The organism is Pseudomonas sp. HY13-MNA-CIBAN-0226, assembly GCF_040310305.1.
Taxonomy (GTDB): domain Bacteria; phylum Pseudomonadota; class Gammaproteobacteria; order Pseudomonadales; family Pseudomonadaceae; genus Aquipseudomonas; species Aquipseudomonas gregormendelii.
Window position 1 is genome coordinate 102,249 of record NZ_JBEOPS010000016.1, and the last position, 22,385, is coordinate 124,633.

22 protein-coding genes are annotated in these 22,385 nt (G+C 57.3%); 11 read left to right on the top strand and 11 right to left on the bottom strand.

Annotated elements, in window-relative coordinates:
- Nucleotides 1–2 precede the first annotated feature (2 nt).
- Nucleotides 3–1,187: a M20 aminoacylase family protein gene (locus AAEZ05_RS18450; RefSeq protein WP_045058481.1), complete on the top strand. Its 1,185-nt coding sequence runs from the start codon at nucleotides 3–5 to the stop codon at nucleotides 1,185–1,187.
- Nucleotides 1,188–1,398: 211 nt separating this feature from the next.
- A complete protein-coding gene (locus tag AAEZ05_RS18455; protein ID WP_045058482.1) occupies nucleotides 1,399–2,739 on the top strand; it encodes an OprD family outer membrane porin in 1,341 nt (446 codons plus the stop codon).
- 233 nt (nucleotides 2,740–2,972) lie between these two features.
- Here the strand turns inward: AAEZ05_RS18455 and AAEZ05_RS18460 are convergent, their stop codons facing one another.
- Nucleotides 2,973–3,446 carry a MarR family winged helix-turn-helix transcriptional regulator gene (locus AAEZ05_RS18460; RefSeq protein ID WP_045058483.1) on the bottom strand — a complete coding sequence of 158 codons (474 nt, stop codon included), beginning with the start codon at nucleotides 3,444–3,446 and terminating at the stop codon, nucleotides 2,973–2,975.
- 255 nt (nucleotides 3,447–3,701) lie between these two features.
- On the opposite strand from AAEZ05_RS18460, the gene AAEZ05_RS18465 reads away from it, so the two are divergent.
- Together AAEZ05_RS18465 and AAEZ05_RS18470 are read left to right on the top strand one after the other, a co-directional pair.
- Nucleotides 3,702–4,655, top strand: a complete 954-nt coding sequence (locus tag AAEZ05_RS18465; protein ID WP_350648384.1) for a PDR/VanB family oxidoreductase — start codon at nucleotides 3,702–3,704, stop codon at nucleotides 4,653–4,655.
- Between the two features lie 36 nt (nucleotides 4,656–4,691).
- A complete protein-coding gene (locus tag AAEZ05_RS18470; protein ID WP_045058486.1) occupies nucleotides 4,692–5,771 on the top strand; it encodes a Rieske 2Fe-2S domain-containing protein in 1,080 nt (359 codons plus the stop codon).
- An 82-nt stretch (nucleotides 5,772–5,853) separates the two neighbouring features.
- Here AAEZ05_RS18470 and AAEZ05_RS18475 read toward each other — a convergent pair whose 3' ends face one another.
- Nucleotides 5,854–6,471, bottom strand: a complete 618-nt coding sequence (locus AAEZ05_RS18475; RefSeq protein WP_045058487.1) for a dTMP kinase — start codon at nucleotides 6,469–6,471, stop codon at nucleotides 5,854–5,856.
- Nucleotides 6,472–6,664: 193 nt separating this feature from the next.
- Nucleotides 6,665–7,489: an alpha/beta fold hydrolase gene (locus AAEZ05_RS18480; RefSeq protein WP_350648438.1), complete on the bottom strand. Its 825-nt coding sequence runs from the start codon at nucleotides 7,487–7,489 to the stop codon at nucleotides 6,665–6,667.
- A 422-nt stretch (nucleotides 7,490–7,911) separates the two neighbouring features.
- Here AAEZ05_RS18480 and AAEZ05_RS18485 point away from each other — a divergent pair, with 422 nt between their 5' ends.
- Entirely contained in the window at nucleotides 7,912–8,322 is a 411-nt protein-coding gene (locus AAEZ05_RS18485) for a helix-turn-helix transcriptional regulator (protein ID WP_052672973.1), read from the top strand.
- A 10-nt stretch (nucleotides 8,323–8,332) separates the two neighbouring features.
- On the opposite strand, the gene AAEZ05_RS18490 is transcribed toward AAEZ05_RS18485, so the two are convergent.
- The 4 genes from AAEZ05_RS18490 to AAEZ05_RS18505 form a co-directional block, all read right to left on the bottom strand.
- Nucleotides 8,333–9,280 (bottom strand): helix-turn-helix domain-containing protein, encoded by a 948-nt coding sequence (locus AAEZ05_RS18490; protein ID WP_045058488.1) that lies wholly within the window; start codon nucleotides 9,278–9,280, stop codon nucleotides 8,333–8,335.
- A 135-nt stretch (nucleotides 9,281–9,415) separates the two neighbouring features.
- A complete protein-coding gene (locus AAEZ05_RS18495; RefSeq protein WP_045058489.1) occupies nucleotides 9,416–9,979 on the bottom strand; it encodes a cysteine hydrolase family protein in 564 nt (187 codons plus the stop codon).
- A gap of 80 nt (nucleotides 9,980–10,059) precedes the next feature.
- Nucleotides 10,060–11,526: a catalase gene (locus AAEZ05_RS18500; RefSeq protein ID WP_045058490.1), complete on the bottom strand. Its 1,467-nt coding sequence runs from the start codon at nucleotides 11,524–11,526 to the stop codon at nucleotides 10,060–10,062.
- A 125-nt stretch (nucleotides 11,527–11,651) separates the two neighbouring features.
- Nucleotides 11,652–12,341 carry a hypothetical protein gene (locus AAEZ05_RS18505; RefSeq protein WP_350648388.1) on the bottom strand — a complete coding sequence of 230 codons (690 nt, stop codon included), beginning with the start codon at nucleotides 12,339–12,341 and terminating at the stop codon, nucleotides 11,652–11,654.
- Between the two features lie 442 nt (nucleotides 12,342–12,783).
- On the opposite strand from AAEZ05_RS18505, the gene AAEZ05_RS18510 reads away from it, so the two are divergent.
- Nucleotides 12,784–13,050, top strand: coding sequence for a Rho-binding antiterminator (locus AAEZ05_RS18510; RefSeq protein ID WP_045058492.1), 267 nt, complete (start codon nucleotides 12,784–12,786; stop codon nucleotides 13,048–13,050).
- A 103-nt stretch (nucleotides 13,051–13,153) separates the two neighbouring features.
- Here AAEZ05_RS18510 and AAEZ05_RS18515 read toward each other — a convergent pair whose 3' ends face one another.
- The 3 genes from AAEZ05_RS18515 to AAEZ05_RS18525 all read right to left on the bottom strand — a co-directional run bounded on the left by AAEZ05_RS18515 (nucleotide 13,154) and on the right by AAEZ05_RS18525 (nucleotide 15,876).
- Entirely contained in the window at nucleotides 13,154–13,402 is a 249-nt protein-coding gene (locus AAEZ05_RS18515) for a CsbD family protein (protein ID WP_045058493.1), read from the bottom strand.
- 110 nt (nucleotides 13,403–13,512) lie between these two features.
- Nucleotides 13,513–13,938, bottom strand: a complete 426-nt coding sequence (locus tag AAEZ05_RS18520; protein ID WP_045058494.1) for a VOC family protein — start codon at nucleotides 13,936–13,938, stop codon at nucleotides 13,513–13,515.
- Nucleotides 13,939–13,986: 48 nt separating this feature from the next.
- Nucleotides 13,987–15,876 (bottom strand): sigma-54-dependent Fis family transcriptional regulator, encoded by a 1,890-nt coding sequence (locus tag AAEZ05_RS18525; RefSeq protein ID WP_350648390.1) that lies wholly within the window; start codon nucleotides 15,874–15,876, stop codon nucleotides 13,987–13,989.
- 244 nt (nucleotides 15,877–16,120) lie between these two features.
- Here AAEZ05_RS18525 and AAEZ05_RS18530 point away from each other — a divergent pair, with 244 nt between their 5' ends.
- Nucleotides 16,121–17,944, top strand: coding sequence for an NAD(P)/FAD-dependent oxidoreductase (locus tag AAEZ05_RS18530; protein WP_350648392.1), 1,824 nt, complete (start codon nucleotides 16,121–16,123; stop codon nucleotides 17,942–17,944).
- 81 nt (nucleotides 17,945–18,025) lie between these two features.
- On the opposite strand, the gene curR is transcribed toward AAEZ05_RS18530, so the two are convergent.
- Nucleotides 18,026–18,610: a TetR family transcriptional repressor CurR gene (gene curR, locus AAEZ05_RS18535; RefSeq protein WP_045058497.1), complete on the bottom strand. Its 585-nt coding sequence runs from the start codon at nucleotides 18,608–18,610 to the stop codon at nucleotides 18,026–18,028.
- Between the two features lie 197 nt (nucleotides 18,611–18,807).
- Between curR and AAEZ05_RS18540 the strand changes: the two genes are divergently transcribed.
- The 4 genes from AAEZ05_RS18540 to AAEZ05_RS18555 all read left to right on the top strand — a co-directional run bounded on the left by AAEZ05_RS18540 (nucleotide 18,808) and on the right by AAEZ05_RS18555 (nucleotide 22,356).
- Complete coding sequence (locus tag AAEZ05_RS18540) at nucleotides 18,808–19,485, top strand: type 1 glutamine amidotransferase domain-containing protein (protein WP_350648394.1); 678 nt, start codon at nucleotides 18,808–18,810, stop codon at nucleotides 19,483–19,485.
- A gap of 104 nt (nucleotides 19,486–19,589) precedes the next feature.
- Nucleotides 19,590–20,711, top strand: a complete 1,122-nt coding sequence (locus tag AAEZ05_RS18545; protein ID WP_350648396.1) for an alkene reductase — start codon at nucleotides 19,590–19,592, stop codon at nucleotides 20,709–20,711.
- A gap of 398 nt (nucleotides 20,712–21,109) precedes the next feature.
- Nucleotides 21,110–21,652 (top strand): DUF3833 domain-containing protein, encoded by a 543-nt coding sequence (locus AAEZ05_RS18550; RefSeq protein ID WP_350597786.1) that lies wholly within the window; start codon nucleotides 21,110–21,112, stop codon nucleotides 21,650–21,652.
- An 11-nt stretch (nucleotides 21,653–21,663) separates the two neighbouring features.
- Nucleotides 21,664–22,356 carry an SDR family NAD(P)-dependent oxidoreductase gene (locus AAEZ05_RS18555; protein WP_502947558.1) on the top strand — a complete coding sequence of 231 codons (693 nt, stop codon included), beginning with the start codon at nucleotides 21,664–21,666 and terminating at the stop codon, nucleotides 22,354–22,356.
- The last annotated feature ends 29 nt before the right edge of the window (nucleotides 22,357–22,385 follow it).

A 22,385-nucleotide genomic window follows, 5' to 3' on the forward strand; every position in this document is an offset into this window, starting at 1 on the left:
TGATGAATGCATTGACCCAAACCGGAACCCAAACCCTGGCCGAATTGGACCTGGAGACGTTCATCCAGCTGCGTCGGGAGATCCACCAAAACCCTGAATTGGGCGCAAACACCCCGCTGACCGCCGATTTGGTGGCCAGCAAGCTCGAAGACTGGGGCTACGAAGTTCATCGCGGTATCGGTGGACATGGCGTGGTCGGCGTACTGCGTCGAGGCAGCGGCACTCGCCGCTTGGGCCTGCGCGCCGACATGGATGCCCTGCCGATGCAGGAGAAAAACCGCTTCGCCCATGCAAGCAGAATCGAGGGACGCATGCACGCCTGCGGCCACGACGGCCATACCGCTACCCTGCTGGCCGCAGCGTGGCACATCGCTCAGACGCCCGATTTCAATGGCACGCTCAACCTAATTTTCCAGCCTGACGAGGAAGGCCTGGGCGGCGCCAAGGCCATGATGGATGACGGTCTTTTCAACCGTTTTCCTTGTGACGCAATTTTTGCCTTGCACAACTTGCCGGGAATACCGGTGGGTACTGCCGTGATCCAGGCAGGCCCGACCATGGCTTCTTCGGAATGCGTGCGCGTGTTTATCAAAGGTCGCGGCGGTCATGGAGCAATGCCCGAGCGCGCCATAGATCCGATACCGGTTCTGGCCAGTATGATCAACGCGATCCAGACAGTGAAATCGCGCAATCTCCGCGTCGATGAACATGCCGTGATCAGCATCGGCATGGTCGAAGCCGGCACCGTCTACAACATCATTCCTGACACGGCATCGATGCTGATCAGCGTGCGTACCGACACAGCGCAGACCGAAGGCAAAATCAATCAGCGCCTGGCGGAGATCGCCCAAGGACATGAACAGATGTTCGGCGTCGAAATTGAACTTGAAACCACGCAACTGGCGCCGGCGCTGGTCAACACGGCTGAGGAGACGGAGATGCTTCGCCATTACCTGGAGCCGCTATTCAAGCCCGGACACTTGTTGCCGCACGCGGCGAAGATCATGGCGACAGAAGACTTCGCGTGGATGTTGACAGAGGTTCCAGGCTGCTACTTCTTCCTGGGCAACGGCGAAGGCGAGTTTCATGGCTGCTCCGTGCATAACCCCCACTACGACTTCAATGACGAGTTGATTCGTATCGGCTCCGACTGCTGGTTGAAACTTGTGAAGGATTATCTCCACTGAGGTCGCAGGCTTGGGTCCGCATCTTCATCGATAGTTGATGACTTCAAAGTGCTCGAGCCGCTAAACCGGCACCCAATAGCTGAACGACCACCATCAGGCCTCTGCGGCCTGATGGGCAAGTCGGGCCACGCCCTGCCCGCGCAAAAACTCCAAAACGATGACTAGGCGACTTACTTCTTATCTGCCCTAAAAACAACAACAGGCATGGTCTATGTATCGCACAGGTAACTTGGCATTATTCACCGTCGGCACGCTGGCGGCCGCAGTTCTTACTTCCAACGTCCATGCCGAGGAACAAGGTTTTCTGGATGACAGCTCACTGACGCTCAATACCCGTCAGTGGTACTCACACGAGGTCGGCCACAAGGCCACTTATTTCAAACTGCAAACACCAGACGGGGTACGCATACTGCGTGACCGCACGGCCTGGCTGGAAGGCTTCAGGCTCGACTTCGTCTCCGGCTTTACTCAAGGGCCGGTCAAGTTCGGGCTGGATCTTTCGACCTTCTCGGCAGTGGCGCTGGAGCGCAGCCGCATAGCGGCGGCGGGCGGCAGTAATCGATTGTTGGTCGACAAGGACGGCGATGTAGTCGATGACTGGAGCAAACTTGGCATTGCGGCGCTGAAGTTCAAGGTCGCCGACACACTGCTCAAGGTTGGCAGGCAGCAAGTCAGGACACCGATGATGTCTTACACCGACACCCGTACATTGCCTTCAACGTTCAATGGTGTGTCTCTGGAAAGTCATGACGTCGAAGGTTTGACGATCAAGTCTGGCTACTTCGACAAGGGCTCGCCGCGTACCGGGGCCGGAAGCCAGGATTTGAGTCCCACTTACGGTTCGCCCCTGGTCACCAGTGACTTTAACGCCTACGCCGGGGCCGACTATGTGTCGAGCGCTGGCTGGCGCAGCAGCGCCTATGTCTCCCGCTTCGATGATATCTGGGATCGCGAGTATTTGGGCCTGGGCACGAAAACCAACTGGGGATCGGTTAACGTCGATGTGCAATTGGACGCCTACAATACCCAGTCGAGTGGTCGCGAAATTGGCGGCACAATCGATCAGCAGGCCTACGGTCTAAGTATCACTCCCCAATGGCGCAACCACTCGTTGAAAATTGGCCTTCAACAGATCAAGGGCGACGAATATTTCGATTATCCCTTCGAGTCCAATGCCATCAGCCTGCCCAACACCATGATGTCCTTTTTCAACGGCCCCAATGAGCGCTCGATAGGGATGTTCTACAACAATGATTGGGTGGCCTATGGTCTGCCTGGTCTCAAGACAACGCTCTGGTACATCAAGGGCATGGGCATCGACGGCAGTCATTACGACGGTGGCCCGAACGGCATCTACAACTCGGTACTCAAGCAGCGCGGTGAGAGTCACTATGAAGTGGGGGCCAATGCCAGCTACACGGTGCAATCGGGCACTTTCAAGAACATCAGTCTGATCACCAGTTACTCTTCGCACCGTGCCAGTGAATATCAACTGGAAGGCAATCTTGATGAATTCAGGCTTATCGTCAATGTACCGATCAAGGTGTTCTAGTTTGTCACACCGCATGTTCGCACGATGAAACGGCGAAACAGCCGCAAGGTGCAAAACCGGCCTTGCGGCGCATCCACCTAGCAGAATCATTTTGCGCATCTGCAGGTAATGGATCAGTTCGAACAATGTTTTGGTCGCAGTTATCGGCCATGGCCGCGTGTGACACCCCCTTGCGCCAAATCCTCAGGGAAGTTGTCTTCTACCCGCTTTAGCCTGCGGCACGCTTTTCCGGCCTACCCCTGAACATCTGGCTCAACTGCATTCACTGCATCCAGCTGAGCGCTCATGCGATGCAAGAAACCAATTAGCGTTTCAATTTCTGCTTTCTCAAGATTTGCCAGGAGCAGCCTCTCTCTCTCAAGGGCCGTCACCAGCACTTGGTCATGCAGCTTACGACCTGACGGTGTCAGAGATACGGTGTATCGGCGAGCGTCCTCCACATCGACTTGCGTAGACACATGACCCTCGAGCTCTAACAACTTCAGCGCTCTGCTCACGGCACTTTTGTCCAGCCCAATGACCTGAACCACCCGGTTTGCGCTTATTTTGTCTTCTACAGCAAGCATTGCCAGCACCCGCCACTCAACGATTCCGATCCCGAAGTGCTTGCGGTAGCAAGCTGAAGCACCGCTCGCCATCTTGTTGGTCAGCGAGGTCAGCAATGCAGGAACGTATTGATCAAGATTCAGGGGAGAGGGTTGGGTCATGACGAATGGTTCCTGACAGTCGATATAATTAGTTGACACCGCAACCAAAATGCTTAGGATAAGAATCACACAACGATTGCACGTGTGCATCATAAGCGCGCGACAAAACAATAAAAAATTCAGAGGTACCGTGTAATGACTTTCCTGCTCCGATCCCCCTCTTGTTGATCTGCACGCTTAACGCATTTAGCCGCTAACGCCGGCACAACATCCGTTTGCCTTCAAACACTGCACATCCGCGGTGGGGTTACGCTCATGCTCGAAGTTTATGTATCTCGTAAAATATCTGAAGCTGCTGGTGTCTGCAGCTTCGAACTGTTGGCTACCAACGGTGCTGAACTGCCGGCGTTCTCTGCCGGGGCACATGTCGACGTACATGTGGCTCCAGGCATTACTCGGCAGTATTCGCTGTGCAACGCTCCCCACGAACGCGGCAGGTACTTCATTGCGGTACTTGACGAGCCCGCGTCTCGTGGCGGATCCAGAAGCATGCATGCCCATATTTCAGTGGGTTCGGTTCTCTCCATTGGCATGCCCCGAAATCTCTTCGATCTAGACCTTTCAGGCAGGCGCTATGTCTTGTTCGCCGGTGGTATCGGCATCACTCCGATTCTCGCTATGGCGCACACCTTAATCGCAGCGGGCAAGCTCTTTGAGCTTCACTATTGTGGTCGATCCATTGAGCGATTGGCATTTCTGGGAATCCTGAATGAAGCGCCTTTCGCTGATCATCTCCGGATTCATGTTGATAATGGCCCGGCTGAGCAACGCCTGGATGCTGGTCGGATCCTGGCGAATCCAGTCGCTGGCGATCAGCTGTACGTCTGCGGCCCATCTGGGTTCATGTCACACATTCAATCCACCGCGAAGGCGTCTGGATGGCGTGACCAACAGATCAATCGGGAAGACTTTAGCGCCCCACCTCAGGTTCTCGAAGGCGATCGGCCGTTTGAAATCGAGCTGTCCCGCTCGGGTCGTGTACTCGAAGTTCCCGCGCAAAAGACCGTTCTTGAAGTGCTGCTTGAGCACGATGTGGAGGTTCAAAGTTCCTGCGAGCAAGGCATCTGCGGCGCTTGTATTACTCGCGTTCTGGCGGGTGAACCTGACCATCGGGATCAGTATATGAACGTTCTGGAACACGCTCGCAACGACAGCTTTACACCTTGCTGTTCCCGCTCTAACAGTCCACGCCTTGTGCTGGATCTGTGACCCCTGACAAGAACAACCTGAGAATCGGAGATCGCCATGAGTACGCCGCAAACCCAGTCCCTTGCCTATGAAGTTGGAGCACTGACCGAGCTACCCAAGTTCCCACTCAACCAATGGTACGTCGCAGGATTTTCCTGGGAGCTCAAGGACAAGCCAGTGGGCAGAACCTTGCTCAGTCATCCCGTTGTTCTGTTCCGCACAGCAGATGGTCAGGTGGCAGCCCTGGAGGATCGCTGCTGCCATCGAGCGCTGCCTCTCTCTCACGGTAGCCTGGAAGAGCAAGGCGTGCGCTGTGGCTATCACGGACTGCTGTTCGACGGTAAAGGACAATGCCTGGAAGTGCCCGGTCAGGCGAAAATTCCTGCCAAAGCAAAAGTTCCTGCTTATCACGTCCAGGAACGCGATCAGATCATCTGGATCTGGTTTGGTAGCACTGATCAACAGGAGCCCGCCAGTGAGCCTCCGGCATACGACATCCACACCGAGGGCGAATATCTCTTCGAAGGGGACGTTTACCACTATGACGCGCCCTACCAGCTCATCCATGACAACCTCCTTGATCTGAGCCATCTGGGCTACGTGCACCTGCGCACTATCGGCGGCAATGCGAAAATCCACATGAATGCGCAAATGCGTGTCGAAAGTGATGAGGCCACTGTGAAGGTGACTCGTCACCTGCCGGATTCGGTACCGCCCCCCACCTACACCGCAGCCTATCCTTTCCACGGCCAAGTGGATCGTTGGCAGGAAATCGAGTTCCAGGTGACGCATCTGCGCATTTGGACAGGGGCGGCTGATGCAAACACAGTGTCGCTCGATGACCCAAAGCGCGGAGGATTCCATATGCGCGGTTTCCACGGCGTGACCCCGGAAACGCAAACCACCAGCCACTACTTCTGGACGATCGCATCCAATCCGAAGAGCAATTCTAAAGAAGTGATGGCGAAGGTCGTCGAACAGACAGCCATGACCTTTGATGAGGATAAGGTCGTTATCGAAGCTCAGTACCGGAACATGCTCGAGTTCGGCCCCAAGCCGATGGTCGACATCCATGTGGACGTGGGAGCAAACCGCGCACGCAAGATAATCGAGCAACTCCGCAAAGCCTCTCGATGATCAATCAAGAAAACCGTCCAGAACAGCACTGTTGACCAGGTCTCACATTCTCATGAACACAAACCAGCCCGGTGAACTTCGCCTACGGGCATCGAAGGACTTTATGGATCTCGGAAACCACCTGCATCGTTGCGTCTTCGATCGTTCCTTCATTACGGCATAACACCCAGCCGTGATCTGCAACCGCTCGCTCGAACGCCTGGGTACAAGCGACCTGTTCTTCCAGCTTGTGGATCACGGTACTGCTCAGCCCACGCCGGCGTGCCGCGGCCCTCGCCCATGAAATTTCAGGGGTGGTGACAACTCCGACGTGCAGGTCTGGCACTTGTACGTTTCGATCAATGTTCAACTGGAGAATTTCCGCAAACGGGACTATCCGGCGAAACGCGGCATCAGACGGGTACCAGCGATCGATCAGGACGATGCTGCCTGGTGGCTGTTTAGCCAGCACATGCCGGGAAATCCAGTTACGGCTATCAGCCAGGCGCTCACAAACTTCCAATTCCAGATCCCGGGAGGGATGCCTGACGAGTTTGTTCACGAGGGCCATTGTTTCACCCCTGTAGGGATCGCTTTTTTTTTCGCAAAGCCGGATCACCATTTTGTTGTCTGCCCTCAGTACTTTCGTAACGGCCTCCAACAATGTGGTTTTTCCGGCTCCCTTGGGCCCATCCAGAGAAACAAACAGCGGACGATTCATTCTTCAAACAACGATTGATATACGATTTTTTGGCCCGGTTCGTTCGCTGCAACCGCTTGGCGCGACTACGCGAATCGAATGGAGGGTGCTTGAGAGTAGACATTGATCAACACTCTAACGTAGTTTCCGGCCGGCTGTATGCAGCATGCCGAAAGGTGTCATACCCAACTATGCGGCGCCAGATATGTGCTTCTCAGGATTTCACAAATGCCAGGAGGTCGGCATTCAGGCGCTCTTTGTGGGTGTCCGTAATGCCATGAGGTGCGCCTTCGTAGACGATTAATGTGCTGTTCTTGATCAGTTTGGCCGATGCGCGGCCAGCTGCATCGATGGGCACGATTTGATCGTCATCTCCATGGATGATCAGTGTTGGCACATCGAACTTCTTCAGATCCTGGGTGAAATCGGTTTCCGAAAATGCCTTGATGCTGTCATACGTATTTTTGTGGCCACCCAACATGCCTTGCATCCACCAAGCATTGATGACGCCTTGCGATGGCTTCGCACCAGGGCGGTTGTAGCCAAAGAATGGTCCGCTCGGGATGTCGATGAACAACTGCGATCTGTTGGCCAGGAAGGCTTCGCGAATGTCATCGAATACTTTGATGGGCAAACCGCCGGGATTGGCTTCGGTTTTGATCATCAGGGGCGGCACGGCGGAAATGAGCCCGGCCTTCTTCACGCGCTTGGTGCCATGACGACCGATGTACCTCGCCACCTCGCCTCCGCCCGTGGAGAAACCGAACAGGGTCGCGTCCTTCACATCCAGGTGGTCGAGCAACTGCGCAAGATCATCCGCATAGTGATCCATGTCATTGCCGTCCCAGGGTTGGCTGGAGCGGCCATGACCACGCCGGTCGTGGGCGATGCAGCGACAGCCGTTGGAGGCAAGGTGAAACATCTGCGATTCCCAACTGTCCGCGTCGAGCTGCCAGCCATGGCTGAAGACCACAACCGGGCCTGTGCCCCAATCCTTGTAATAGATATCTACGCCTTCTTGGGTGGTGAAAATACTCATGGTTTTACGCACTCCTTTGGAGGTTTTCTGGGTGGATGCAGGTGTAGCGGATTGCGAGGCCGCCAGGCTCAAGCCCGGCATCCAGGCTCCGATCGCCAGCACTGCGCCGCCCATGAGGAGCGCGCGCCGGGCTTCATCGATGTCGATTTTTTGTTTTGTCATGATTTCCTCGAACTGTTGCGATGACTGAAGCCTCACTGCGTGGACGATCAAGTGCGTATGCCCATAGCCCGATACGCTCATAGCATGCGCAAATCGATCAGATATGAACTACGTAAATTCGGCAATTTGAAAGGTTGCAGGTCGTTTTCAGAGTCTTACGATTCCATCGAAAATTTGTGCTATTTGCCTGTTTTACGTAGTGCCGCCATTGAGATCGCGAGAGTCTTTATCAATCTGACCGAGCTTGATAGCAGGTTGAAATGGAAAAGCCCCTGGCCACGCTCCCGAGTTGCAATCCCACGCCGCCGACCGCAGGGGGCGGCTGGCAGCAACTGACGCGCCAAAGCAACATCGCCAAGGTGATGGAGCTACTTCAACGTTATGAGGAGCGACCGATCGGTTTGTCACAGCTGTGCCGCGATGCGGGTGTGAGCGAGCGCACATTGCGCTCGATTTTCAAGGAGATGTTCGGTGTCGGGCCTAATCGCTACCTGCACATTCGACGCCTGCACCTGGTTCGAGTAGCGCTGTCGATCGCCGGTCCGGATACCGGATCTGTTGGTCAGATAGCTCTACGATTCGGCTTTACCGACAGTGGCCGCATGGCGTCCGACTACAACAGGCTGTTCGGTGAGTACCCCAGCACAACCCTGATGCGAACGCTGCGGTGAGCGCCGGCGTCTATGCAGAGGTCAACGCCTTCGCGTTTTTAAGCGATTGCGCCGGCAGCAATCCAAAGTACTGGCGGTACAAACTGGCGAACCGGCCAAAATCCCAGACGCCAAAGCGCGCACAGATACTGGTGATCGTATCCTCGGGGCCAGCGTGACGGATGGCGTCGCGAATCCCGTGCAAGCGGCGAATCATCAGATATCGGTGCGGGCTCATGCCCAGGTACTCGTTGAAGACATTGCGCACAGTACGTTCCGAGGCGCAGGTCGCCTGACAGATGTCTTCGGTATAAACCGACTGGGTCTCCAGCGTATCCAGTAACTCCAGCGCACGCTTGAGGATATCCTTGTGATCGCGATGGTGCCGTGGGGCGGCGTGCAGTGGGTCCACTGGCAGCAGCATGCGAAACACTACATCCATCACCTCCCGACGCGCGGCCTCCTCTGCCCCCTCGGTGTGCAGAACCTCGGGTGACTGGGCCTCGATCTGGAACAGACGCCGCGCCAGCCACAGCAACGGACCGAGATTGCGCTGGGCATTGCTGACCAGGTTGCGATGCAGTACGCAAAAGTCGAATTCATCTTCGCGCACCGAGGCCCAGCGCAGCACCAACTCGCAGGACATCGCCACCGTCAGCCAACTGGCCGGGCTTTTCGCGTTGATGTGGAACATGGCATTGGGCACCATCCAGCCGATGCGTCGGCGATTGAACGGATGGCCGTCGACCAAGGTGGTCTCATGCCCCGTCAGCGGCAGGAAGATGTTGAAGTAACCGGGCAGCCCAATGCCTGTGTAAACCGTACCCGCGCCTTCGCGCCCGCTCATCAGTGCCACGCCGTTCAAATCGACCACGTTGAGTTGCCAGTTGCGTTGTTGCCGAGTGCGCAGCACGTAGCGACCTTGCACCCCGTACAACGCCTCTTCGAATTCGTCGAATTCCGAGCAGATCAGTTGCACCGCCGCACCTCACCGGTCCCGAAACAGTGGAAGGCAGCCTCCGTGCCAGATCAGTCCAGGTGCTCAGCATAGACGACGAAAACGGCAGGCGGATGGAAGACCATGGCCGCCCATCCGCCTGCCCGGTGCAGTGGATCAACGGCTCAGGTATTCGCTGGTGGAAATGACCGGCGCGTAACCGAAACTCAGTGCAGCCATGAACGCGGCATGCACGTGCGCGGCGGGCACCTTGACCCCGTTAAACTCAAGATCGAGCGTGGCACAGGCGTCGTGCAGTACGGTGGTGGTGTAGCCGAAGTCGATCGCTGCGCGGGTCATGCCGTCCACGCACATGTGGCTCATATTACCGACGACCACCACTTCGTTGACCCCGTGCTGATCGAGTATGGCTTTCAGTTCGGTCTCACGGAACGAATTGATGAAGTGCTTAAGCACCACGGGCTCGTCTTCGCGATTTTTTGCGCTTTCGTGTATCTGCGCCCCCTCACTGCCGGGGCGGAAAAAAGGCGCATTTTCGTCCTTGAATTCGTGACGAATATGCACCACCAAATCGCCGCGCTCACGAAACCGATCAATCACTCGCGCCGCCTGGGCTGCCGCGTCCTCGACGTGCGAAAGAGCCCATCTGCCACCTGGAAAATAATCGTTCTGGATATCAACGACCACCAGTGCTTTCTTGTTCGAATCAGTACTGCCCATGATTTTTCTCCCAATCGCGTATTATAGAAATGGGTGGCCTGCAGGGCTTGTTCCTTCAAGTTGGCCGCACGCCCTTGGACTTACTTCGCATTTTCCAGTTCTTGCGCTACAAGACTCAGACCAAGTGCTTGCGCCACTCCATCACCGTAAGCAGGATCGGCCTTCGAGCAATTGACGATATGCCGATGCTTGATCATCACCGGAGCGTCACCCATAGCCCGTGCCGTATTCTGAAACAACAGGTGCTGCTGAAGCGGCGTCATGAGTCGAAAGAGATTACCGGGCTGCTCGTAATGATCTTCGACCACACTCTGATCCCAATGGGCCGCGTCGCCATCTAGCGACAGTGCCGGCTCGTGGAGTTGCCGGTGATCCTGCCACTCGCCAAAACTATTGGGAAAATAGGACAGCGTTGAACCGAGGTTGCCGTCAGTGCGCATGGCACCATCGCGGTGGTAACTGTGGAATGGACACCGTGGCGCGTTGACCGGGATATGATTGAAGTTCACGCCCAGCCTGTAGCGCTGCGCATCACCATATGAAAACAGGCGAGCCTGAAGCATTTTGTCTGGCGAAAAACTCACGCCAGGCACAACGTTAGCGGGCGAAAATGCCGCTTGTTCAACCTCGGCAAAATGGTTTTCAGGGTTCCGGTTTAGCTCCAGTACTCCTACCTCCTGAAGTGGAAATTCGCCATGTGGCCACACTTTGGTCAAGTCAAAGGGGTTGTGACGATGGGTACGAGCCTGTTCCTCTGTCATGGTTTGTATGCACAGTTTCCAGCGTGGAAATTCGCCGCTCTCAATGCATTCATAGAGATCGCGCAAGTGACTCTCGCGATCACTGCCAACGACATCCGACGCCTCACCGTCACTGAGATTGGTGATGGTCTGCTGGCTGACGAAGTGAAACTTGGTCCATACACGCTCATTGTGGGCATTGATCAGGCTGAAGGTGTGGCTGCCGAAACCATGCATGTGCCGATAACTGGCGGGTATGCCGCGATCGCTCATGACGATTGTTACCTGATGCAGCGCTTCGGGCAGCAGTGTCCAAAAATCCCAGTTGTTGGTTGGCGAGCGTAGCCCGGTGCGGGGGTCGCGCTTGACCACATGGTTCAGGTCGGGAAACCTTAGCGGATCGCGGAAGAAGAACACCGGGGTGTTGTTGCCAACGATGTCCCAGTTACCTTCGTCGGTATACAGCTTTACCGCAAAGCCGCGAATGTCTCGCTCCGCATCGGCCGCGCCGCGCTCCCCCGCCACCGTGGAAAAACGCACAAATGCCGGCGTCTGCTTGCCGACCTCGGCAAATAGACTGGCTTTGCTGAAATGGCTGATATCGGCGGTGACGGTGAAGGTTCCGTAGGCACCGGCACCCTTGGCATGCATGCGCCGCTCCGGAATAACTTCCCGGTCGAAATGTGCCAGCTTTTCCAGCAGCCAAATATCCTGCAACAGCGCAGGCCCGCGTGGCCCGGCAGTCTGGATATTGAGGTTATCGACAACCGGGGCGCCGGTGGCGTGAGTCAGGTTTTTATCGTTCATCAGGTTGACCTCTCAGGGCACTAACGAAGCAATTCGACCAGATCGCTAGTGGTAACGATGGCATGCGCGTATGTCGGTCCATTGATCTCATGCGCCGCGTTCGGCGTTATTGGGCCCTTTAGGCCTCAGGGCTTTTCCTTGGCATTCCATGTCCCCGGCAAAGAAAGATCACCCGATGCGACATCCCATACCGAACTCACACACAGCAGCGGGTCGTGCAGGTCGGCGTTAACCTTGAGCCCTGCCGTCACACCGTCGTATTTGAAGTTATCGGGAAATCCAACAGCTGCCAGGGGCACTTGGATAGTCACTGTGTCCTTGCCGACATTGAGTCCATAACCTGGAGAATCGATATACAGCGGAACGCCAGGCCAAGTCGCCGGCATCTTCGGTTTCATTCCTTCGGGAATATCACGGACTTTCAGACCGCTGGGCCCACAACTGGCTTCTTTGGTCAGGACGACCCAATGGGAATGCCACAAGCCACCATCATTGTCTTTTTTGCCGTCGTTGTTCTCATCCAGCTGCGGGGTATCGTCGAAGTCAGGGTGCGACGTCAGTGCCAGCGCGAGGATCCCGGACTTGGCTTCGAACCCTACGGCGTCGCTGCCCAGACTGGTTGGCCAGACATAACTGTAAACGTCCGAACCAGCGAATTTTCCGGTGGATTTCGGCGTGCTACTGCCCGCTGTTCCGGCGACAACTTGCTGAAAGACAAGATTATCGCCTTCTCGATAAATATGCGTGTGGACCAGATCAAACGCAGCATCTGATTGGCCTTTAGCGCTGTTGATGCCCCCCGGTTCATGGGCCATCAAAGGCAAGCTCACCGCTGAGCACATAATCAAACACGATAAACGTCGCATGCTTCGCCCCTCGAATTAAATGATTCGATCAGTGCACCGGGGGCTTTCGCGTCAGTTTCGCCAGCATTATTTAGTCCGGTAACTGCTGGTAGCACTCAGCCGTTTGGCACCATTGGTATCTTGTGAACGAGCGGATGATCCGGAAATACCAACACGCGAGCTACGTAAAAACGGCAAATTGCGAGGAGCGCGCCTCTGATGATGAACACGTCACTGGAGCGGATATCCGCTAAATAAGGAATGGATGATATTTTGACGAATTCAGGATGCTAAAATCGAACTGCGCCGTTGACAGTTTTGTCACAGCGAAGCCGCCAATCCAGAAGTTGCTGCTGCAATAGTCAGCCGGGGTTACTTCATCATTGAGCTACAGGTTGCTAGGAGAAATCAGATGAAAGCGTATCAGCCCCTGAACTGCGACCTGCATGACTACCTGGAGATAGCCTGTATGCACCATTACGACTTGCATATCGAACTGCTCCGAGGACCGGCTTTCGTGGCCAGGGCGCTGACCACACGGACCGCTCCGAGCAAGGAAGAATTTCTCGTTGTGGAGAATGAAGGCGGCAAGGTCGAGTTACGACTCGACCAATTGCTGGCAATAACACCACTCGACTCCAATGCCAGTTTCGGTCGAATAGCGCTCGCAGGGGCCTAGCAACAAGCCCGCCCCCGCACCCTACCGACAGACAATCCCAGCGAGTACGAGGGGGAGTAAAGCCATGAGGGTACGTGCCAGCTGGAAGTCCTCTACGCCTGGCTCAGCGGCGCAGGAACCGACTCACTAACAGCACCACTGCTGCACCTATCGCGAGTGCAGCAACCGGTTTTTCCTTAACAAACGTCGATACGTTGTCGAGTGTGTCGCCATAGGTTTTGGTCAGTTGACCAGCAACCTGGTGTCCAGCACCTTCAGCTTCAATCTTCGAATCGCCCAACAACCTGCCGACCGCGCTCTGCGCCTTGCCGGCGAGTTTTTCCGCAACACCTTCGACCTGTTCACTCTTCATGATTCACCCAACCTTTGCGTGTAAGTGGCCAGCTCAGGGTCGACCCAAGCCAGGGGATATTTGCACAGCGTTAGGGGGATAGGCGTAATGATAAGTTCAAAGTTGATGACTCATTTCGCGAAGAGCTGACTCATATCCTTGAACGCCTTGAACTCAAGGGCATTACCGCAGGGGTCAAACAAAAACATGGTGGCTTGCTCGCCGACCTGCCCCTTGAAACGAATGTAGGGTTCGATCACAAACTGCGTGCCAAAAGACTTCAGGCGCTCGGCCAGTACTTCCCATTCTGCCCAGCCCAAGATGATGCCAAAGTGCGGAACAGGTACGTCATGGCCGTCTACCGGGTTGCTATGGACGCTGTCCTGGGAAGTGGTTTTCGGGTGTTCGTGAATAACCAGTTGGTGGCCATAAAAGTTGAAGTCGACCCATTGGTTGCTGGAACGACCTTCCTCGAGGCCGAACACTTCGCCGTAAAAAGTGCGTGCAGCAGCGAGATCGTAAACGGGGATTGCGAGGTGGAAAGGCGCGAGGCTCATCAGAACTCCAATACAGTTGTTGTTGGCCAGGAAACAGCGATTGCGCACTCAACCAGGTCGTGAAATCCCATGTTGGCGCAGTTTGCGATACAGCGTATTGCGGCTAATCCCCAATCGGGCGGCAACACGAGCGACGTGCCAGTGTTCCGCCTCAATCAAGGTTAGCAGCGTCTGCCGTTCCGACACTCCCAGCGGGTTCTCGGCCAACACGGCAGGCGCTGCCGGCAGCAACTCCGCCACGTCTTCCAGAGTGACACGGCCCTCCAGCGCCAATGCGACCAGTGTGCGCAGGCACGTGCGCAGTTGCCGGACATTGCCCGGCCAGGGATGCGTCAGCAAGCGTTCTCTCACGCCTGTCTCCAGGCGAATCCTTGTACCTTTTGACTCTTCGCGCAGCAGCAGGTCGAGCAACCGGCCCTTGTCTGAACGCTCACGCAACGGCGGCAGCTGCACGGCGAAGCCGGCGACGCGATAAAACAGATCTTCGCGAAAACGCCCCTCGGCCACACAGGCTTGGAGATCCTGGTGGCTGGCACAGATGAGCCGTATGTCGAGCGCACGTGCCGTAGCGCCGCCCAGGGGCACCACCTGACGCTCCTCCAGCACACGCAGCAGCCGGGTCTGTAACGCGAGTGGCATATCGGCTATTTCATCAAGGAACAGAATGCCGCCATGGGCCTGCTCCAGCTTGCCGATCATCCCGTCCTTGCGTGCGCCGGTGAAGCTGCCACCGCGATAGCCGAACAGCTCGCTCTCGATCAGCGTTTCTGGAATGGCCGCACAATTGATCGCCACAAACGGTTGACTGGCTCTGGAACTGGCGCGATGCAGCGCTGCGGCAAAGGCTTCTTTGCCGGTACCGGTTTCGCCCTGTAGAAACACCGGTACGTCACGTTCCAGAACTCGTAATGCGCGAGCAAAGCCACGTTGCAGGCGCGGGTCTTCCAGGCACACGTGCACGTCGTTGACCGGGGCAATTGCAGGCGTGACGAGAGGCGCATGGCGCAAGGGCTCTCGCACCTGTCCGTAGAACTGGCGTCCGTCCAGAAGGCGCATTGGCCAGCAGACACTCGGTTGCGAGCTGGCTTGACTCATCACCTGATCGATAGGCGTCTCCAGCAGCATCGTCAGCGATTGCCCCACCACCTGCTCACGGCTGAGGCCCAGCAGGTCCAGCGCAGCATGATTGACTGAACGGATACAGGCACTTTCGTCAAAGCTGAGCAGCCCTTCGCCCAGCAGCCCGACGAAGCCTGCCTCAGGGTGAAAACGCAGCAAGTACCGTTGCGGATCATGCCCCAGGAAATAACAGCTCTCGATCAAGTTGGCTGTGAGGTTGGTCAACGCCATGGCTTTGAAGTGCTGCTGAAGACCCGGTTCCTCGCGCACGGATGAGAGGTTAAGAACGGCGAGCAACTCTCCGCTCGCATCGAATATGGGGCTGGCCGAACACGTCAAGCCGGCGTGCTTGCCACGGAAGTGCTGATCACGACGGATGGTGACGTGCTGTCGCTCGACCAGGCAGGTGCCGACACCGTTGGTGCCCTCGCAATCCTCGCTCCACACCGAACCAAGCCACAGTCCGGAACGCTGGAATTCGACTCGTTCGGATTCGTTGAACACACTGTCAATCGCCACACCACGAGCATCGGTGAGTAGCACCACGTGGCCGTCACCCCCCAGTTGGTGGTGCAGGCTGGTCATCTGCCAGTGCGCTACGGAGATGATGTGTTCCAGGGGCGCGCGGTGATCCAGCAGGCGTGGGTGCTCAACTACATTCGGCGCGCGGCGGCTGGCGGGATCGAGCTGATGCTGATCCAGGCAACGACGCCATGACCGGGTAATAGCCAGGTCAGTCGTATGGCCATGGCTGGCAGGGATGCCCTGTACAGCTTGCAGCACCTGTTGTGCATGGGCGTTGATAAAGGCCGGCTTCATTGTTCTTGTTCTCCGCTACGGTCAGGACACGGGGCTGTTGCCAGCTTATAGGAAAAGCCGACCGAGAGCGCCCCATGCACCGCGTGACACTCTGTCATCCACCATTCCCTAAATCGTGACATAGACCCGAGTCAAAGCCTGAGCCGCAGCGCTTCAGCCGCTCTGCAACGGGCCTCTCATAAAGGTGGCCCGAGCCTTGCTCCAGGGCAAGTTGTCACAAAAACAACAAGAACGGGAGAAGCCCATGAACATCGCTGTCGAAACACCCCTGCACACGCCAACTGCCCAGCTCGCGGGCTGGGTCGACAACCTCGGCGAGCGTCTCGCCCAACGCGACCTGGACGGCGCGCTGCAATTGTTTGCCGAAGAGTGTCACTGGCGTGACCTGCTGCTTTTCAGCTGGAACCTGGTGACCCTGGAAGGCAAGCCTGCTATCCGCGACATGCTCGAAACACGCCTTGATCAAACTCGGCCCGAGCAATGGACACTCGAAGGTGATGCCACGCTCAACAACGGTGTGCTCGAAGGTTGGATCAGCCTGGAGACCGCTACGGCGCGAGGTAAAGGCTACGTCAGGCTGAAGGAGGGCCTGTGCTGGACGCTGCTGACCAGCATGCGCGAGCTCAAAGGCTTTGAAGAACCCAGGGGCCGCCGTCGCCCGATGGGTGCCAATCATGGTCACGCCCATGCCGACAAACGCAACTGGCTGGAACGCCGTCGTGACGAAGAAGCATCACTGGGCATCACCACCCAGCCGTACTGCCTGATCGTGGGTGGCGGCCAGGGTGGGCTGGGGCTCGCCGCACGGCTCAAGCGAATGGGCGTGCCAACGCTGATCGTCGACAAGGCCGAGCGTCCTGGCGATCAGTGGCGCGGCCGTTACAAGTCGCTGTGCCTGCATGACCCGGTCTGGTACGACCATATGCCCTACCTGCCCTTCCCCGATCACTGGCCGGTCTTCACCCCAAAAGACCAGATCGGCGACTGGCTGGAGATGTACACCAAAGTCATGGAGCTCAATTATTGGCCGCGCACCGAGTGCGTGAGCGCCAGCTTTGACGAGCAAAGTGGCACCTGGACGGTGGACGTTCAACGCGATGGTGAGCGCGTGACGCTACAGCCTGCCCAGTTGATCCTCGCCACCGGCATGTCTGGCGTACCCAACGTTCCTGTTTATGCGGGTGCCGAGGTTTTCAACGGCCAGCAGCATCATTCCAGCCGCCATCCCGGCGGAGACGCCTGGCGCGGCAAGCGCGCGGTGGTCATCGGTGCCAACAATTCGGCTCACGATATCTGCGCCGACCTGGTGGAGAACGGCGCCGAGGTGACCATGGTGCAACGGTCCAGTACCCACATCGTGCGCTCCGATAGCTTGATGGATCTGGTCTTCGGTGGGCTCTACTCTGAAGACGCCCTGGAGTCAGGCCTGACCACGGACAAGGCCGACATGCTGTTCGCCTCGATCCCTTACAAGGTGATGCCAAGCTTTCATCAACCCGTCTTTGCCGCGATCAAGGAGCGTGACAAAGACTTCTACGAGCGCTTGACCAAGGCCGGTTTCATGCTCGATTTCGGTGACGACGAGTCTGGCCTTTTCATGAAATACGTACGCCGTGGTTCTGGTTACTACATCGACGTGGGCGCCTCGGAACTGATCGCTAACGGCACGATCAAGCTCAAGAGCGCACCGGGCCTGGGTGTGGAACGCATCGAAGCAGATGCCGTCGTACTCAACGATGGCAGCCGACTACCGGCCGACCTGATTGTCTACGCCACGGGCTATGGCTCAATGAATGGCTGGGCGGCGAAGCTGATTTCCCAGGAAGTCGCGGACAAGGTCGGCCGCTGCTGGGGCTTGGGTTCAGGGACCACGAATGATCCTGGCCCGTATGAGGGCGAACTGCGCAACATGTGGAAGCCCACGCAGCAGCAAAACCTCTGGTTCCACGGTGGCAACCTGCATCAGTCACGGCATTATTCGCTGTACCTGGCGTTGCAGCTGAAGGCGCGTTTTGAAGGCATCGACACATCCGTCTACGGCCTGGCGAGCAGTCATCACACTGGATGAGTAAAATGGCGCCCGGCCGGGGTTGGGCGCTTCTCCATGAGCATCAGGCTGTCCGTCCTCCGACCCATTAACGGGTCAGATTCAAACCTCCAGAAGCCGCTTCGTCATCGTCATCGACGTTTGCAAAGATTGCCCCGTGCGCTGCAGCTTGTTCAGCAAACTGGCACCCAACCAAAGTTGGTAGAGGGTTTCGGCCAGCTGACGAGCGTCGGCATCCGGAAGACTTTTATCCAGCTGGCCCTGTTCCAGGCAAGTCGTGATGCGCGCAACGATGCGCTCAGCGCCATCGCGTAGCGTGAGGCGCATCGATTCGGAAAGGTCGGCGACCTCTGCACTTAACTTCACCACCAGGCATTCGTCGCCATGGCCCTCCAGGGTGCAGCGGTTCTGCCAGCCCTGCCAGTAATCCATCAGCCGCTCGAAGGCATTGAGCCCGGGCAGTGTCAGACGTCTTTCCATGTCCGACAGGTAGCCGACAAAGTAATCCTCAAGCAGCGCCTGCCCGTAGAATTCCTTGGATTTGAAGTAGTGATAGAACGAGCCCTTGGGCACACCGGCAGTCTGCAGGATTTCGTTCAGGCCAACGCTGGTGAAGCCCTTTTCGGCCATCATTCGGTGGCCGGTATCGAGCAGATGTTGGCGGGTATCGTCGTAGGTCGGTTTCATGGGGCGCAAAGTACCAAACAATAGACCAGTCGTATATTTCTGATGGGCAGGAGTTTGCCATAGAGTGCGGTCGGAAACACACCTGAAAGAATTTACTAGACGACTGGTCTAATTGGAAACTATGCTGTGCCCCTCACTCCTTCCCGGGTGTCGAAGGCGAACCCGTCCTCGCACACCCGACCAACACAGGGCGCCCTATGAAAATCTTGATGGTTCTGACTTCCCACGACCAACTTGGCAACACTGGCAAGAAAACCGGTTTCTGGCTCGAAGAGTTCGCGGCCCCCTACTACGCCTTCAAGGATGCAGGTGCAGAGATCACCCTGGTGTCGCCGGCAGGCGGCCAGCCACCGCTCGATCCAAAAAGCGATGAGCCCGGTGCGCAGACCGCCGAAACCGACCGGTTCCGTCAGGACCCTGCAGCGCAATTGGCACTGGCCCATACCGGGCGCCTGGCCGATGTCAGCGCTGACAATTTTGATGCCGTGTTTTACCCCGGTGGACATGGCCCGCTGTGGGATCTGGCTGAAGACAAACATTCCATCGCCTTGATCGAAGCCTTCGACCGCAGCCACAAGCCCCACGGCTTCGTCTGCCACGCGCCGGGCGTACTGCGTCACGTCCTCGCTGCTGATGGCAAGCCGTTGATTGAGGGTCGGGACGTGACCGGTTTCACCAATGCTGAAGAAGCAGCCGTGGGCCTGACGGACGTCGTGCCGTTCCTGATCGAAGACGAATTCCAGCGTCTGGGCGGGCGCTTTTCCAAGGTGGCCGACTGGCAGGTTCATGTCGTCGCTGACGGCAAGTTGGTAACGGGTCAGAACCCTGCCAGCTCGGCGGCCGTCGCCGAAAAACTGCTGAAAATGCTGGCCTGACGGATATCAACTCACTGCCCAGGCACCGTGCGCGTGTTTGCACACGGTGTTTTTTTCGCCCCATCGATAGTCGACTGGTCTAATACCCAGCGAACAGGTATCTCATGAAAAACAGCGCTTACTTCACACCCGTCACCCTCGGCCGGCATACCCTGAAGAACCGTATCGTTCTGCCCCCCCTCACCCGCCAGCGCAGCTCGCAACCGGGCAATATCGCCAACCCGTTGATGGCCGAGTATTACCAGCAACGCGCCAGCGCCGGCCTACTGGTCACTGAGGGCACGCAGATCGAGCCTAGGGGTCAGGGATATGCCTGGACGCCCGGCATCCACACGCCTGAACAAATCGCCGGATGGCGCACGGTCACCGAGGCTGTTCATGCCAAAGACGGCGTGATCTTCGCTCAGCTCTGGCACGTCGGGCGGGTGTCTCACACCGCGTTGCAACCTGAGGGTGCGGCACCGGTGTCAGCTTCCGCGATCGCCACCGAGCGTGTCAGCGTATTTATTGAAACAGCGCCGGGTGCCGGTGCGCTTGTTGCGCCATCCGCTCCGCGAGCGCTGAGCACGGATGAAGTCCAGGAACTGGTTCAGTTGTATATCCAGGCTGCGCGCAATGCGATGGACGCCGGCTTCGACGGCATCGAACTGCACTGTGCCAACGGCTATCTGGTAAACCAGTTCATCTCTGCTCACAGCAATGTGCGCACCGATCAGTACGGTGGCTCTCTGGGCAACCGCCTGCGTTTTCTGCGTGACGTGGTGGCGGGCGTCGCCGAGTGCATCGGCCGGGAAAAGGTCGGCGTGCGTTTCGCGCCGCTGTTCACCACCACCGATGAAGCGCGGACCTATCTGGGGATGGTGGAGGAAGACCCGCACACGACCTACATCGAAGCGATCAAGGTGCTTGAAGATGTGGGCATTGCCTACCTGTCCATCGCCGAAGCCGACTGGGACGACGCGCCGATGATGCCGCACGCCTTTCGTCGTGCGGTGCGCGATACGTTCAGTGGCGCGATCATTTATGCCGGACGTTACAACGCCGAATCCGGCGCGCAATTGCTTGAGTCAGGCTTGGCAGACCTGGTCGCTTTCGGCCGCCCGTTCATGGCCAATCCGGATCTGCCTGCGCGGATCGCCCACGACTGGCCGCTCAACCCACTGAACCCGGCTACGGTCTACGGCGGTAATGCCGAAGGCTATGTGGATTACCCGACCTACGAGTAATCCCCTGGTTTAGCACCGCGCTCCCATTTCCCCGGGGGCGCGCATTTCCCCCTATCTCCCTTCCGTTGCCCTCCCGCGCTCTTGATCTGACGTTCTCGTTTCTACACAAAATAATGGCTGACGCATTGTCAGGGTTTTTTTTTCAGCCTATCTTGATTAAAACCTATACAGATCAGTTACTATCGTACAACTATTAAAGAATGGACTGGGCAAGCCCGCGTTGACGATGCCTGCTCCATACGCCGCGTACGACGGTGCAGCCGGCAAGTTGCATTGCGCAAAAACCGCGGCTTCATCTTTCGGCAGGTGCCAGAAACCTGTACACCACGAGGCACCTGTACAAGCATGTAAGGCAACTAAATTCACCCTCAGCACCTGCTCACCCAGGGAGAACGGCAATGACCCGACGTTTGGTTTTACTGGCTTTGGTACTCAGCATTGCGAGCTGTGGCAGCGTGGATGTCACCCACTATGCGGATCAGCAACCGGCATTAAATCTGGAGCGCTTTTTCAGCAAACCGGTCAAAGCCTGGGGGATGTTTCAGAAGCGTTCCGGTGAGGTGGCCAAGCGTTTCGAGGTCGACATCGTCAGCCGTCGTGAGGGCAACAACCTGATTCTCGATGAGCGCTTCCTGTACAGCGACGGCACCCGCCAACGCCGCGTCTGGACCCTGACGCCCGAGGGCCAGGGACGTTGGAGCGGTCGCGCCGATGACGTAGTGGGTGTCGCCAAAGGCGAAATCGCCGGCAATGCCTTGCGCTGGCGTTATCGCCTGAACCTGCCGGTTGACGGCACAACCTATGAAATGAGCATGGACGACTGGATGTACCTGATGGACGAGGACACGTTGATCAACCGCACCAGCATGTCCAAGCTGGGCGTCGAGGTTGGCCAGGTGACGTTGTTCTTCCGGCGCCAGGGTGCAGGAGAAACCCATTGAACGCGTTCACCATGAACTCCCTCGGCGATGGATATCGCGCCCTGGTGATCGGCGCGAGTGGTGCCCTGGGTACGGCTTTTTGCGAGCTGCTCGGCAAGGACCCTCGATGTGGCGGGGTTCGCCAGTTGGGGCGCAATACAGTGCCCGCACTGGATCTGGAGCAACCCGAAACCATCGCCAGCGCCGCCACTGAATTGGCAGCGCAAGCGCCCTACCAGTTGATCGTGCACGCCGCCGGCCTGCTCCATCGTGACCAGATCAAGCCGGAAAAAAGCTACAGCGCGATTGAGCATGAGGCGCTGCAGGCCGTGTTTCAAGTGAACGCGCTGGGGCCGGCGCTGGTGTTGCGGCACTTTTTGCCGTTGCTTGATGCCCGGGGCGCGATGGCGGTGCTCTCGGCGAAAGTCGGCAGCATCGGCGACAACCGTTTGGGTGGCTGGTACGCCTATCGCGCCTCCAAGGCCGCGCTGAATATGCTGATCAAGACCGCCGCCATCGAATTGGCCCGTACTCGTCCGCAGAGCCGACTGCTGAGTCTGCACCCAGGCACGGTCGTGTCGGGGTTGTCGCAACCATTTCGAGGGGCCACCAGCGCACGTCCGGCGGACGTTGCCGCAGCTGAACTCTTGAGCCTGATTGATCAGTTGACGCCGGCCGATAGCGGACATTTTTTTGCCTACAACGGAGAGCGCCTGCCCTGGTAGGCAGGGAACAAGCATGAATCTGCAGACGC

Bases quoted from the DNA above. Each gene is read 5' to 3' on its own strand.
- AAEZ05_RS18510 (WP_045058492.1), top strand. From the start codon at position 12,784: ATGAAAGCGTATCAGCCCCTGAACTGCGACCTGCATGACTACCTGGAG.
- curR (WP_045058497.1), bottom strand. From the start codon at position 18,610: ATGAAACCGACCTACGACGATACCCGCCAACATCTGCTCGATACCGGC.
- AAEZ05_RS18485 (WP_052672973.1), top strand. From the start codon at position 7,912: ATGGAAAAGCCCCTGGCCACGCTCCCGAGTTGCAATCCCACGCCGCCG.
- AAEZ05_RS18550 (WP_350597786.1), top strand. From the start codon at position 21,110: ATGACCCGACGTTTGGTTTTACTGGCTTTGGTACTCAGCATTGCGAGC.
- AAEZ05_RS18480 (WP_350648438.1), bottom strand. From the start codon at position 7,489: ATGAGTATTTTCACCACCCAAGAAGGCGTAGATATCTATTACAAGGAT.
- AAEZ05_RS18555 (WP_502947558.1), top strand. From the start codon at position 21,664: ATGAACTCCCTCGGCGATGGATATCGCGCCCTGGTGATCGGCGCGAGT.
- AAEZ05_RS18540 (WP_350648394.1), top strand. From the start codon at position 18,808: ATGAAAATCTTGATGGTTCTGACTTCCCACGACCAACTTGGCAACACT.
- AAEZ05_RS18470 (WP_045058486.1), top strand. From the start codon at position 4,692: ATGAGTACGCCGCAAACCCAGTCCCTTGCCTATGAAGTTGGAGCACTG.
- AAEZ05_RS18530 (WP_350648392.1), top strand. From the start codon at position 16,121: ATGAACATCGCTGTCGAAACACCCCTGCACACGCCAACTGCCCAGCTC.
- AAEZ05_RS18495 (WP_045058489.1), bottom strand. From the start codon at position 9,979: ATGGGCAGTACTGATTCGAACAAGAAAGCACTGGTGGTCGTTGATATC.
- AAEZ05_RS18545 (WP_350648396.1), top strand. From the start codon at position 19,590: ATGAAAAACAGCGCTTACTTCACACCCGTCACCCTCGGCCGGCATACC.
- AAEZ05_RS18515 (WP_045058493.1), bottom strand. From the start codon at position 13,402: ATGAAGAGTGAACAGGTCGAAGGTGTTGCGGAAAAACTCGCCGGCAAG.
- AAEZ05_RS18460 (WP_045058483.1), bottom strand. From the start codon at position 3,446: ATGACCCAACCCTCTCCCCTGAATCTTGATCAATACGTTCCTGCATTG.
- AAEZ05_RS18500 (WP_045058490.1), bottom strand. From the start codon at position 11,526: ATGAACGATAAAAACCTGACTCACGCCACCGGCGCCCCGGTTGTCGAT.
- AAEZ05_RS18465 (WP_350648384.1), top strand. From the start codon at position 3,702: ATGCTCGAAGTTTATGTATCTCGTAAAATATCTGAAGCTGCTGGTGTC.
- AAEZ05_RS18505 (WP_350648388.1), bottom strand. From the start codon at position 12,341: ATGGCCCATGAACCGGGGGGCATCAACAGCGCTAAAGGCCAATCAGAT.
- AAEZ05_RS18450 (WP_045058481.1), top strand. From the start codon at position 3: ATGAATGCATTGACCCAAACCGGAACCCAAACCCTGGCCGAATTGGAC.
- AAEZ05_RS18525 (WP_350648390.1), bottom strand. From the start codon at position 15,876: ATGAAGCCGGCCTTTATCAACGCCCATGCACAACAGGTGCTGCAAGCT.
- AAEZ05_RS18475 (WP_045058487.1), bottom strand. From the start codon at position 6,471: ATGAATCGTCCGCTGTTTGTTTCTCTGGATGGGCCCAAGGGAGCCGGA.
- AAEZ05_RS18520 (WP_045058494.1), bottom strand. From the start codon at position 13,938: ATGAGCCTCGCGCCTTTCCACCTCGCAATCCCCGTTTACGATCTCGCT.
- AAEZ05_RS18455 (WP_045058482.1), top strand. From the start codon at position 1,399: ATGTATCGCACAGGTAACTTGGCATTATTCACCGTCGGCACGCTGGCG.